Origin of the sequence: Nesterenkonia flava (genome assembly GCF_031432335.1) — a bacterium.
GTDB lineage: Bacteria > Actinomycetota > Actinomycetes > Actinomycetales > Micrococcaceae > Nesterenkonia > Nesterenkonia flava.
In genome coordinates, this window is sequence record NZ_JAVKGT010000015.1 from 17,070 (window position 1) to 29,338 (window position 12,269).

10 protein-coding genes are annotated in these 12,269 nt (G+C 66.6%); 7 read left to right on the plus strand and 3 right to left on the minus strand.

The features are described from left to right. Positions 1-12: 12 nt before the first annotated feature. The 3 genes from RH857_RS07070 to RH857_RS07080 all read right to left on the minus strand — a co-directional run bounded on the left by RH857_RS07070 (position 13) and on the right by RH857_RS07080 (position 4,623). Positions 13-1,287 (minus strand): allantoate amidohydrolase, encoded by a 1,275-nt coding sequence (locus RH857_RS07070; protein WP_310537273.1) that lies wholly within the window; start codon positions 1,285-1,287, stop codon positions 13-15. Continuing rightward, on the minus strand, positions 1,284-2,999 hold the full coding sequence (gene hutU / locus RH857_RS07075) for a urocanate hydratase (protein ID WP_310537274.1): 1,716 nt from the start codon (positions 2,997-2,999) through the stop codon (positions 1,284-1,286). The genes RH857_RS07070 and hutU overlap by 4 nt, the downstream gene beginning before the upstream one ends. A gap of 139 nt (positions 3,000-3,138) precedes the next feature. Next, positions 3,139-4,623, minus strand: coding sequence for an aromatic amino acid lyase (locus RH857_RS07080; RefSeq protein ID WP_310537275.1), 1,485 nt, complete (start codon positions 4,621-4,623; stop codon positions 3,139-3,141). 163 nt (positions 4,624-4,786) lie between these two features. On the opposite strand from RH857_RS07080, the gene RH857_RS07085 reads away from it, so the two are divergent. The 7 genes from RH857_RS07085 (at position 4,787) to RH857_RS07115 (ending at position 11,948) form a co-directional block, all read left to right on the plus strand. After that, on the plus strand, positions 4,787-5,452 hold the full coding sequence (locus tag RH857_RS07085) for an IclR family transcriptional regulator (RefSeq protein ID WP_310537276.1): 666 nt from the start codon (positions 4,787-4,789) through the stop codon (positions 5,450-5,452). Then, positions 5,449-6,558, plus strand: a complete 1,110-nt coding sequence (locus RH857_RS07090; RefSeq protein ID WP_310537277.1) for an ABC transporter ATP-binding protein — start codon at positions 5,449-5,451, stop codon at positions 6,556-6,558. The genes RH857_RS07085 and RH857_RS07090 overlap by 4 nt, the downstream gene beginning before the upstream one ends. Beyond that, a complete protein-coding gene (locus RH857_RS07095) occupies positions 6,555-7,205 on the plus strand; it encodes an ABC transporter permease (RefSeq protein ID WP_310537278.1) in 651 nt (216 codons plus the stop codon). Before RH857_RS07090 ends, RH857_RS07095 begins: the two co-directional genes overlap by 4 nt. Then, complete coding sequence (locus RH857_RS07100; RefSeq protein WP_310537279.1) at positions 7,202-7,921, plus strand: ABC transporter permease; 720 nt, start codon at positions 7,202-7,204, stop codon at positions 7,919-7,921. Before RH857_RS07095 ends, RH857_RS07100 begins: the two co-directional genes overlap by 4 nt. Positions 7,922-7,961: 40 nt before the next feature. Continuing rightward, positions 7,962-8,885, plus strand: a complete 924-nt coding sequence (locus RH857_RS07105) for an ABC transporter substrate-binding protein (RefSeq protein WP_310537280.1) — start codon at positions 7,962-7,964, stop codon at positions 8,883-8,885. Positions 8,886-9,215: 330 nt separating this feature from the next. Continuing rightward, positions 9,216-11,075 (plus strand): molecular chaperone DnaK, encoded by a 1,860-nt coding sequence (dnaK, locus tag RH857_RS07110; RefSeq protein WP_310537281.1) that lies wholly within the window; start codon positions 9,216-9,218, stop codon positions 11,073-11,075. A gap of 36 nt (positions 11,076-11,111) precedes the next feature. Beyond that, complete coding sequence (locus tag RH857_RS07115; protein WP_310537282.1) at positions 11,112-11,948, plus strand: nucleotide exchange factor GrpE; 837 nt, start codon at positions 11,112-11,114, stop codon at positions 11,946-11,948. Positions 11,949-12,269: the final 321 nt, after the last annotated feature.

Sequence of the window (12,269 nt, forward strand, 5' to 3'; positions counted from 1 at the left end):
TGACGGGGCGGCTCACAGCAGGTCGGCCAGGACGTCGGCGAGGGCGACGACGCCGGCGTCGGCGTCAGCACTCTCCACGTACTCCTCGGGCGAGTGGCTGATGCCGGAGGGATTGCGGACAAAGATCATGCTGGAGGGGACGTGGGCGGCCAGCACCCCGGCGTCGTGCCCGGCCCCGGTGTCCAGGGTAGGGGCACCGGGGGTGCTGCGGCGCACGGCGGCCTCCACCGCCCGTGTCAGCTCCGGGGTGAAGTGCACGGTTCGCGAGTAGGATTCCTCGACCATGTGAGCCCGGCACCCTTGAACGGCCGCGATCTGCGTCATGCTGCGATGGATCTCCTCGAGAACCTGGGCGGTCACGGCGTCGTCGGGATGCCGCACATCCAGCCACAGGTCCACACGGGAGGCGATCACGTTGGTCCCGCCGGGAATGGGTTCCATGCGTCCCACGGTGGCGCGGGCGCCCTCATGGGCGACGGCGGCGCTGCGCACCGCCAGGATGATCTCCGCGGCAGCGATCATGGGGTCTGCGCGGTCAGACATCAGTGTGGTGCCGGCGTGGTTGCCCTGACCGTACACGCTGATGCGCCAGCGGCCGTGCCCCAGGATCGAGGAGCCCACGGCCACGGCTGGCTGGGATCCGTGCGCGTCGGTGAACGCGTCGGTGTTGAGTCCGCGGCCCTGTTCCACGTGCAGCTCCACAAAGTCACCGATGCGGGCCAGGGCTTCGGTATCAGCACCGATCCGGTCCACCTCGAGCCCGCGGGCCCGGGCCACCTCCCCGAAGGTCAGTCCGTCTGCGTCCTTGAGGCTGAGCGCCTTCTGCGCACTGATGGCCCCGGTGAGCAGGCGGGAACCCAGGCAGGCCACACCAAAGCGTGAGCCCTCCTCCTCAGGAAACACCGTTACGGCAAGAGCACGACGACGCCGCAGCTCTCCGGCTGCTTCCCGCGCCTTGAGCAGATCGACTGCTGCCAGCGCTGAGGCTACGCCCAGCGGGCCGTCGAAGGCTCCGCCGCCGGGCACTGAGTCCACGTGGGATCCGGTGACCAGGGCGCCGGTGCGGGTGAGCGTCACGCCGTCGTCGTCGGGAGTGTCCCACCAGGCCCAGAGAATGCCGTTGCGGTCCTCCTCGACCTCCAGCCCGCGTGCCTGGGCTTCGGAGACGAACCATTCGCGCAGGGTCAGCTCCGCTGTGGAGTAGACCGGCCGGGTGTAGCCGCCTCGCCTGGGATCGGTGCCGATGTCCGCGATCGCGGACATCAGGGAGTTCACCCCGGTGCTCATGCGCTCGTGGGTGCCGTGCTGCGGGTCCGCGGGTTCATGGGAACGCGCACCCCGCGTTCGACGGCGACCTCCTGAGCCTTGTCGTAGCCGGCGTCGACGTGCCTGATCACGCCCATCGCCGGGTCGTTGGTCAGCAGGGCCTCAAGCTTGGCCGCGGCCAGCTCGGTGCCGTCCGCTACGCCGACCTGACCGGCGTGGATAGAACGGCCGATGCCGACGCCGCCGCCGTGATGCAGCGAGACCCATGTGGCGCCGGAGCTTGCCGCGGTCAGCGCGTTGAGCAGCGGCCAGTCGGCAATGGCGTCGGAGCCATCCAGCATGGCTTCGGTCTCGCGGTAGGGAGAAGCCACCGATCCTGAGTCGAGGTGGTCGCGGCCGATGACGATGGGAGCGGAGACCTTGCCCTCGGCCACTAGCTGGTTGAACAGCAGTCCGGCCTTGTGGCGCTCGCCGTAGCCCAGCCAACAGATGCGCGCGGGCAGACCCTCAAACTCGACGTATTCGCCAGCGGCATCGATCCAGCGGTGCAGGTGCTCGTTCTCGGGGAAGAGTTCCTTGATCGCCTCGTCCGTGACACGGATGTCCTCGGGGTCCCCGGAGAGAGCAACCCACCGGAAAGGGCCCAGGCCTTCACAGAAGAGCGGGCGGATGTAGGCCGGCACAAAGCCGGGGAAGTCGAAAGCACGCTCGTAGCCGGCGGCGCGGGCCTCGTCCCGGATGGAGTTGCCGTAGTCAAAAACCTCGGCTCCTGCGTCCTGGAATCCGACCATCGCCTCCACGTGGCGGGCCATGGAGCGCCGGGCCTTGTCCGTAAAGTCCTCGGGGTCCTCAGCAGCGGCGGTGTGCCACTGCTCGATCGTGTATTCGGCGGGCAGGTAGGAGAGGGGATCGTGTGCGCTGGTCTGATCAGTGACGACGTCGAAGCTGACCTCTCCGGCCTGGTGCCTGCGCAGCAGCTCGGGGAAGACCTCGGCGGCGTTGCCGACGTAGCCGACGGAGAGCGCACGCTTGTCGTTCTTAGCAGCGATGACTTTGGCAAGAGCGGTTTCCAGATCGGTCTCCACCTCATCGAGGTACCGCTTGGACTGGCGGCGCTTCAGGCGCCCCTCGGAGACGTCCACGATCAGTACGGCACCGCCGTTCAGCGTCACGGCCAGCGGCTGGGCCCCGCCCATGCCGCCGCATCCGCCGGTAAGAGTCAAGGTGCCGGCCAGGCTGCCCCCGAAGCGTTTCCGGCCGATGGCCGCGAACGTCTCATAGGTACCCTGCAGGATGCCCTGGGTAGCGATGTAGATCCAAGAGCCGGCCGTCATCTGCCCGTACATCATCAGGCCCTCAGCCTCGAGCTTGCGGAACTCGGGCCAGGTTGCCCAGTCGCCGACGAGGTTGGAATTGGCGATCAGGACTCGCGGAGCCCACTTGTTCGTCCGTAGCACACCCACAGGCTTGCCGGACTGGACCAGCAGGGTCTCGTCCTCCTCGAGGTCCTTGAGGGTCTCCACAATGGCGTCGTAAGCCTCCCAGCTACGCGCCGCACGGCCGGTGCCGCCATAGACCACCAGGTCCTCGGGCCGCTCTGCCACCTCAGGATCGAGGTTGTTCATCAGCATGCGCAGAGGGGCCTCGGTCTGCCAGGATTTTGCGCTGATCTCCGTGCCCCGGGCGGCGCGGATGGTCCGTGAGGGATCGTGCTGAGTGAATCCGGTGGTCATGAAATGTCCTTTTCAGTCAGTGGCGAGGGAGTTTCACCCATTGAAACGCTAATTTCGTGCTGTGGCAAGGGATGCGAGGTAAAGAATGTGGGTCCGGCGTATGACGCGGACGTCACGCAAGCGGAGGCAGGCGCCGAGCTCACAGCACGCCTTCGGCAAGGTCATCCAGTAGCGACGCCGCCTTCTCGACGTCTGGGCGCAGGTCATGGTCTGCCTCCGTAATCGGCAGTTCGTCGTGGAGGCGGGAGACCACGCCACGCAGAATCTTCGGCGGCCACTTTCCGAGCTGGTACGCGGCCCGGTGGGCTGAGAGGAGTTCGACGGCGAGCATGGGCCGGTAGTGCTTGACGGCGCGCTCCAGCTGCACCACCGCCTGCGTGGCGAAGCTCGCGTCCTCCTCCGCACCGCGTGAAAGGACGACCGTCCCCAGGGAGGCCGGCTGGGCCGCATTGCGCAGCTCGCCCATGGCGCTGGCGGCGATGTACTCGATCATCATGTGCCCTGAGGAGCCGGCCGGACCCCGCGCCAGGAAAGGCTCGACGCCGTTGAAGGCAGGCTCGTGGAGCATGTTGATGCGCGACATGATCAGCGGTGCGCTCTGTGCCAGCGCCAGGTTCAGGCCGTCCACTGCCAGTCCGAGCGCCACCTGGTGAAAGTTCCCGTGGTGGATGACGCGCGAGTGCTGGAAGTCGAAGAGCGGATTCTCCTGTGACACTGAGCTGAGCTGCTCCACGCGCAGCTGGAGAGTGTCCATGGCGGCGACCACGGCAGCCTGGGACGGTACGTAGGCGCGGAAGCCGAAGGGGTCCTGAATGCGTGCCGGCACGGGGGTGCGTTTGGTGAGTTTGCGCATCTGCTGGGCCACCAGGGCTGCTCCGGGGGAGGCTGCGGCATAGGCCGAGGCGCGGGAGAAGGCTTGGGTGTTGGCGCGCACCGCGAGGGCAGACAGCGCCGCGATGACGCGCCCGGAGCGTTCGAGGCGCCGGAGCTCATCCAGTGCCAGCGCGGCCCTGGCCAGTGTCAGGGCGCTGCTGCTCATGAACGGCAGGGCGCTTTCCATGCCGAAGGGGCCTATGGGGGTGAAGGGGGTTGACGTGGGCCGCTCGCCGGTCAGCGCCAGGGCCGTGCCGGCCAGGGCTGCAAGATCGGCGGTGCCGATGCTGCCGAGCTCCCGCAGTTCGGGCAGGGCGTTGGTCTGCAGCATGCGCTCCAGTCCCAGGGCCACCTCCGGATTGATGCCGCTCTGGCCGCCGGCCAGCTGAGACAGCCGGATGCCCAGCATGGCCCGGACAGCAGGCGCGGGGATGGGGTCCCCGGCATCGGCTGCGTGGCTGCGCAGCAGGCGCATTCCATGCTCGGAGTCCTCGGGGTTCACGGGTGTCAGGCGGTTGGCGCCCACTCCGGTAGAGCGTCCGTACACGGGATAGCGGACACTGATCTCCTCGGCCCGCTGGTAGGCGCGCTCCAGGGAGGCGAGGACCTCGGGGGCCAGCGCTGCCGGGGTGCCGTGGGCGATGCGCACAATGTCGGTGAGGGTGAGCGGTTTTCTGCCGATCTCAATGATCTGTGAGGAGCGCTTCGGAAGTTCAGAAAGAGTGGCCGAGGTATTGCCTTGATGGTGCATGGCGGATAGTCTGCCTGACAATCCAGATTTTCACTAGGTGGCGTGCGGATTTTACTTACCGGAAACATTGGTGCCTCGCGGACGAAATGGACGCTTCCTAGGCTCACCGTCACGTACGGTTCACAGGCAGACGTGTCACCGTACCCCGATGGAAGGACGACCTTTGGCCGAAACATCGACACGCACAGTGGAGCGAGCGCTCGAGCTCGTCGCCGCTGTGTGCGAGAGAGGGCAGGCGTCCTTAGCGGAGGCGGCGCGGGATGCGGATCTGCCTGCCAGCACCGCCCTGCGGCTCATGCGAACCCTGGAGGGCCAGAGCTTCCTCACCCGGAACGACGACGGCACCTACCGTCCGGGAAGCCGCCTCATCCAGCTGGGAGCCCAAGCCTTCAGCCGGCAGATGCTGGCCAGCCTGGCCCGCTCACCTATGGAAGACGTCGTGAGCGCGACCGGGGAATCGGTCTATCTCAGCATCGAGGGTCATCGGGACACCGCGCTCTACATCAGCATCGTTGAGGGAACGCACTCTGTCCGCCATACCAACTGGGTCGGCCGCACCATCCCCCTGGAAACGTCCGCTGCCGGCCAAGTGCTGCGAGACCAGGTGCCCGAGGCGGGGTACGTCGTCGTCGAAAGCAGCGTGGAGCCCGACGTCACCGCGATTTCAGCACCTGTCCGCGCTGGCGGCCGCGTGGTGGCCGCGCTGAGCGTGCTCGTGCCCACGTACCGGATCGATCAGACCAAGGCAGCACGCTTCGGCGGCCTCCTTCTGGAGGCGGCCCAGCAGGTCTCCCACGGTCTCGGAGAAACCAAGGAGAACCCCAGATGATCGTCTTCGACCAGGTGTCGAAAACCTACCCGGACGGCACCGTCGCCGTGGCAGGCCTGAGCTTTGAAGTGCCCAACGGGAAAATCACCGTCCTGGTGGGACCCAGCGGCTGCGGCAAGACCACGTCGATGCGCATGATCAACCGCCTGATCGACCCCACCTCGGGAACCATCACCCTTGACGGTGAGGACACAGCAGGAATCGACAAGGTGCAGCTGCGGCGGAAGATCGGCTACGTCATTCAGAACGCCGGGCTCTTCCCGCACCGGACGGTCGTGGACAACGTGGCAGCCCTGCCGCGGCTGCTAGGCGGAAAGAAGAAGGAGACTCGGGAGCGCGCCATGGAGCTGCTCGAGCTCGTGGGCCTGGACCAGTCCTTCGCCCGAAAGTACCCCTGGCAGCTCTCCGGCGGCCAACAGCAGCGCGTGGGAGTGGCCCGTGCCCTGGCCACCGATCCGCCGTTCCTCCTGATGGATGAGCCCTTCAGCGCGGTGGACCCCATCGTCCGTGCCCAGCTGCAGCAGGAGTTTCTCAACCTGCAGCAGAGAATCGGCAAGACCATCGTGATGGTCACCCACGATATTGATGAGGCACTGATCCTCGGGGATCAGATCGCCGTGCTGCGGCAGGGCGGGCACCTCGCCCAGATCGCCACTCCGCAGGAGCTCCTGCGCGCGCCGGCGGATCAGTTTGTCGCCGATTTTGTGGGAAGCTCCCGCGGTTACCGGTCCCTCGGCTTCGCCCAGGCGGACGAGCAGTTGGCCATCCGGGAAGTCCCCTCCGCGCCGATCGGCACTCCGGCTGCCGAGCTGACCAGCCGTGAGGACGGTTGGCTGGTGGCGGTGGACGCCGAGGCCCGCCCCGTGGGCTGGGTGCAGCGCAGCAGCGTCGAGACACAGCTGCAGGAGACTCACGTCAACCACGCAGGCTCCATCGCCCAGCAGACTGCGCCGCTGCGCGACCTGCTCGACGCCGCCCTCTCCAGCCCCAGCGGAGACGGCATCGTCGCCGATCTCCAGGGACGGCTGGTGGGCGCTGTGAGCACCGACGACGTCGTCGCCGCCATCCAGCGCGCCAAGGCGCTCCAGCCGGGATCTCCGACATGAACACCACATGGCTGAGCTCCAACCTCTCGTGGATTCTGGAGCTGACCTTCGCGCACCTGTGGCTCACGGTCATCCCTACCGTCGTCGGACTTCTCATCGCGCTGCCGCTGGGGTGGTGGGCCCATCAGGTGCCGCGGCTCTACGGCCTCATCGTCGGTACCTCCGGGCTGTTCTACACCGTTCCTTCGCTGGCGTTCTTCGTCTTGCTGCCGGGTGTTCTGGGCACCCGCATCCTGGATCCGCTCAACGTGATCATCGCCCTGACCATCTACACCATCGCGCTGATGGTGCGTGTGGTGGCCGATGGTCTCGCCGCCGTCCCGCAGGAGACGGTGCAGGCCTCTGAGGCCATGGGGTACCGGGCGTTCCAGAGGTTCGTCCTCGTGCAGCTGCCCGTGGCGGTGCCGGTGATTCTCGGTGGGCTGCGAGTCGCTGTGGTGTCCAACATCAGCATCGTCACCATGGCCGCGATCATTGGTGTGCAGCAGCTCGGTTCGCTCTTCACCCAGGGCTACTCGCTGGGACTGATGACCCCGATCGTCACGGGCATCGTACTGTGTCTGGTCATCGCCGTGGTCCTGGACATGCTCATCCTCTGGCTCTCCCGTGCCATGACTCCCTGGAAGCCGAAGGAGGTCGCCTCGTGAGCGGTCTTGTCGAATTCTTCGCCGATCCCTCCAACTGGAGCGGCTCCACCGGCATCCCCACCCGAGTCTGGTATCACCTGCTCTATTCGCTGATTGCCCTGGGCATCGCGCTGGTGATCGCCGTGCCGCTGGGTATCTACGTGGGGCACACCGGCCGAGGCGAGGCCGGAGTCGCAGGCCTGGCCAATTCTCTGAGGGCGCTGCCGACCCTGGGTCTGCTCATCGTGGTCGTCATGCTCGCCGCCCCGCTGTTCAGCAGCTCACTGGTCTTCACCGCCCCGGCGATCTTCGTGCTGGTGCTGCTGGCCGTCCCGCCCATCCTGACGGGCACCTACACGGGCATTCAGTCAGCCGACCGCAGCGCGGTCGATGCTGCAGTGGGCCTTGGATACCGGCCCATGCAGGTGCTGCTGCGGGTCCAGCTGCCCTGTGCGCTACCGCTGATCCTCTCCGGCATCCGTGGGGCCATGCTGCAGATCGTCTCCACCGCTACCGTGGCCGCCTACGTCTCGCTCAATGGTCTGGGCCGCTACATCATCGACGGCCGAGCCAACAGTGACTTCGGCCAGATGGCGGCCGGCGCCGCTCTCGTCGCGATCGTGGCGCTGGCCCTGGAGCTGACCTTCCTGCTCATCGGCAGAATCGTCATTTCCCCCGGACTGCGCCGCACCGTCCGCCGCACCAAGACTCCCGGCGCGGTCGAACCCGCCGCCTGAACCCTGAACGCACCATTGAACCCCTAACGAGGAGCACATCATGAGGAACCGATCCCTCTCCTATACGGCGCTGGCCGCCGTCGGCGTCCTGGCCCTCTCCGCCTGCGGCGGGGATCCCCTGGAGAACGGCGGAGGTGGAGGCGGCGATGCTGAGCCCGGCTCCATCACCATCGGCTCGGCGGACTTCCCCGAGAGCCAGCTGATCGCCAACATCTACTCCCTGGCGCTGGAGGATGCCGGCGTCGAGGTGTCCGAGAACTTCAACATCGGAAGCCGTGAGGTCTACATTGCGGCTGTGCAGGACGGTTCCATCGACCTGGTGCCCGACTACGCCGGTGCCCTGATGATGCACCTGGACTCCGAGTCCGAGGCCACCGAGACCGACGAGGTCCTGGCCACCCTGGACGAGGTCCTCCCCGAAGAGGGCCTGGTCCGTCTGGAGGCGGCTGAGGCTCAGAACCGCAACGTCCTGGCGGTGACCCAGAAGACCGCTGATGAGTATGATCTGCAGACCTTCTCGGACCTCGAGCCCCATGCCGGCGAGCTGGTGCTGGGTGGTCCGCCGGAGTGGATCGACCGCTACAACGGCGTCGTCGGGCTCGAAGAGGTCTATGGGCTGGAGTTCGCAGACTTCCAGGTGCTCGACGCCGGGGGCCCGCTGACGCTGACTGCTGTGACCAGTGGCCAGATCGATGTTGCCAACCTCTTCAGCAGCGACCCCCAGGTGGAGGAGAGCGGGCTCGTGGTCCTGGAGGATGACCAGTCGCTGTTCGCCGCCGAGAACATCGTGCCCATCCTCTCCGAGGATCACCTGACCGATGAGATCGAAGAGGTGCTCAACGGGGTCTCCGCCGTGCTGACCACTGAGGACCTCATGGAGATGAACCGCCGCGCTGCCGATGGGGAGAACATCAGCTCCATCGCCCAGGATTGGCTGAGCGAGAACGGGCTTATCGACGGCTGATCACGCGGGCTCGGGCGCGGGGCTGCGGGCTCGCGCCGGCTGGCGTAACGAAAGCCTCGTTCGGTGATGGATTTTGGCGGCTTTTCCGGCCCTCAGCAGGCTGGATAGTAGTCACAATCCATCACCGAACGTGTGTGGGGCCCATGTGGACATGGCGGGAATGAAGCGGGCGACGTCGTCGTTATCATCATCGACGCAAAGTTGAGTCAACCTCACTCAAGTCAGTTTGACACCGGAGAACCCGAGGGCAAGACTTGAGTCTGGTTTGCTCAACTGAAGCGAAAGACAAGCTCAGAAGCTCATCAGAGAGCCTGACGAAAGGAGTCACGCATGGCCCGCGCAGTAGGAATCGACCTCGGCACCACCAACTCGGTGGTCACCGTCCTGGAGGGCGGCGAGCCCACCGTCATCGCCAACGCTGAGGGTGCCCGCACCACCCCGTCCGTCGTGGCATTCTCCAAGTCCGGAGAGGTCCTCGTCGGAGAGGTGGCACGCCGCCAGGCAGTCTCGAACCCCGACCGAACCTTCGCCTCCGTCAAGCGCCACATGGGCACTGACTGGACCGCTGAGGTGGACGGCAAGAAGTACACCCCGCAGGAGATCTCCGCCCGCATCCTGATGAAGCTCAAGCACGACGCCGAGTCCTACCTGGGCGAGGACGTCACCGAAGCTGTCATCACCGTGCCCGCCTACTTCAACGATGCTGAGCGCCAGGCCACCAAGGAGGCCGGCGAGATCGCAGGCCTGAAGGTCTCCCGCATCGTCAACGAGCCCACCGCCGCCGCCCTGGCCTACGGCCTGGAGAAGGGCAAGGAAGACGAGCTCATCCTCGTCTTCGACCTCGGTGGCGGAACCTTCGACGTCTCCCTGCTGGAGGTCGGTAAGGACGAGGACGACTTCTCCACCATTCAGGTCCGCGCCACCGCCGGCGACAACCGCCTCGGCGGCGACGACTGGGACCAGCGCATCATCGACTGGCTCGTAGACCAGGTGAAGCAGAAGGAGGGCGTGGATCTGTCCAAGGACAAGATCGCCGTCCCGCGCCTGAAGGAGGAGGCCGAGCGTGCCAAGAAGGAGCTCTCCTCCGCCACTTCCGCCACCATCAACATCCCCTACGCCACCCAGAACGACGGCGTCCCGGTGCACGTCAACGAGACCCTGTCCCGCGCCAAGTTCGAGGACATGACCTCTGACCTGCTGGAGCGCACCAAGAAGCCGTTCAACGACGTCATCGCCGAGGCCGGAGTGAAGATCTCCGACATCGATCACGTCATCCTCGTGGGCGGCTCCACCCGTATGCCCGCCGTGGCCGAGCTGGTCAAGCAGCTCTCCGGCAAGGAGGCCAACAAGTCCGTGAACCCGGACGAGGTTGTCGCCGTCGGTGCTGCTCTGCAGGCTGGCGTGCTCGCCGGTGAGCGCAAGGACGTGCTGCTGATCGACGTCACCCCGCTGTCCCTGGGCATCGAGACCAAGGGTGGTGTGATGACCAAGCTGATCGAGCGCAACACGGCGATCCCGACCAAGCGCTCCGAGGTGTTCTCCACCGCTGAGGACAACCAGCCCTCGGTGGCGATTCAGGTCTTCCAGGGTGAGCGCGAGTTCACCCGCGACAACAAGGCCCTGGGCACCTTTGAGCTGACCGGCATTGCGCCGGCTCCCCGCGGGGTGCCGCAGATCGAGGTCACCTTCGACATCGACGCCAACGGCATTGTCCACGTCTCCGCCAAGGACAAGGCCACCGGCGCCGAGCAGTCCATGACCATCACCGGTGGCACCTCCCTGGACAAGGAGGAGATCGATCGCATGGTGGCCGATGCTGAGAAGCACGCCGAAGAGGACAAGAAGCGCCGTGAGGCCGCTGAGAAGCGCAACGCTGCCGAGGCTTCGGCCTACTCCGTGGACAAGCTCCTGAAGGAGAACGCCGAGAAGCTGCCGGAGGAGGTCAAGGCCGAGGTCCAGGCCGACGTCGACGCTCTGAAGAAGGCGCTGGAGGGCACTGACAACGACGACGAGGTCAACGCCGCGTTCGAGAAGCTGCAGGCCTCCCAGGTCAAGATCGGAGAAGCCCTCTATGCTCAGGGCGGCGCCGACGCAGCCGGCGAGGGTGCCCGCTCCGGCGACGCTCCGGCCGAGGACGAGGACATCGTCGACGCCGAAGTGGTGGACGAGGACGACGCCGACAAGAAGTAAGACTTCTCCACGACCAGTAAGGGAGGCCCTCAGCTCATGGCAGAAGACAAGGTCAACCCCGAGAAATCTCCCGAGGAAGGGATCCCCGATCCCACCCCCGCGGAGGATAGGAAGGCCGCCGGAGAGGCCACCGCCGAGGATCGCGAAGCAGCCGGCACTGATCCGGCTGCGGATCCCCTCGCGGAGGCCGAGCGCATCCTCGCTGATGTGCCGGAGGAATCCATCGAAATCCAGCAGGCCCACGAGGCTCCTGCCTCGGAGGAGGGCGATCTGCACGAGCCGCTCCCCGGCGAGGACCCGGAGCTGACGGAGGAGCCTGAGCTGCACGAGGTGCCGCTCGAGGACGCCGCCGGAGGTTTCGAGACCGAGCCGCAGGACCGCATCGACGCCGCCGACGAACTCCTCCGGGAGAAGGGCGCGGCGGCTGAGGACGCAGCGGAGGAAACTCCTGAAGGCGCGGACCGAGAGGCCGAGCTGGAGGCCGACCTGCGTCGGCTGCAGGCGGAGTACGTCAACTACCGCCGCCGCGTCGAGCGGGATCGTGCGGTGGAGAAGGACCGGGTGAAGGGTCAGCTCATCTCCGAGCTGATGCCGGTACTCGATGACATCGCTGCCGCACGGCAGGCGGGCGACCTTCAGGACGGCCCCTTCGCCCACATCGCCTCGCGGCTGGAGTCGGTGCTCACCGCTCAGGGGCTGGAGACGGTCGGCGCGGTGGGTCAGCCGTTCGACCCGAACGAGCACGAGGCGATCATGCAGCAGCCGCACGAGGAGATTGAGGCGGATCACGTCGCCGTCGTCGTGCGCTCCGGGTACCGCTTTGGTGACCGGCTGCTGCGTGCGGCCCAGGTGATCGTCTCCAGCGGCAGCTGATCATCACCTCGCGTCTGTAGCTGCGGTCCGGCCCGGTCGGGTCCCGGGTCGCAGCTACAGACGAGGGTCGAGCGTGGTGGGGTTTCCCCGCCCGCGGGACTAGCACTTTAGGCGTGATGGTCCGCGGCAGCGGACCGGGAGCCGCGAGGTCAGGGACCCGTGCGACTGCGTAGCAGGTGTGCGGGCCACCTCGTGGAGAGCGTGGCGGGGTCTCCCCGCCCGCGGGACTAGCACTTTAGGCGTGATGGTCCGCGGCAGCGGACCGAGAGCGTGGCGGGGTCTCCCCGCCCGCGGAACTAGCGACTGACACGGAAAGGAGGG

Bases quoted from the DNA above. Each gene is read 5' to 3' on its own strand.
- RH857_RS07070 (WP_310537273.1), bottom strand. From the start codon at position 1,287: ATGAGCACCGGGGTGAACTCCCTGATGTCCGCGATCGCGGACATCGGC.
- hutU (WP_310537274.1), bottom strand. From the start codon at position 2,999: ATGACCACCGGATTCACTCAGCACGATCCCTCACGGACCATCCGCGCC.
- RH857_RS07080 (WP_310537275.1), bottom strand. From the start codon at position 4,623: ATGCACCATCAAGGCAATACCTCGGCCACTCTTTCTGAACTTCCGAAG.
- RH857_RS07090 (WP_310537277.1), top strand. From the start codon at position 5,449: ATGATCGTCTTCGACCAGGTGTCGAAAACCTACCCGGACGGCACCGTC.
- RH857_RS07095 (WP_310537278.1), top strand. From the start codon at position 6,555: ATGAACACCACATGGCTGAGCTCCAACCTCTCGTGGATTCTGGAGCTG.
- RH857_RS07105 (WP_310537280.1), top strand. From the start codon at position 7,962: ATGAGGAACCGATCCCTCTCCTATACGGCGCTGGCCGCCGTCGGCGTC.
- dnaK (WP_310537281.1), top strand. From the start codon at position 9,216: ATGGCCCGCGCAGTAGGAATCGACCTCGGCACCACCAACTCGGTGGTC.
- RH857_RS07115 (WP_310537282.1), top strand. From the start codon at position 11,112: ATGGCAGAAGACAAGGTCAACCCCGAGAAATCTCCCGAGGAAGGGATC.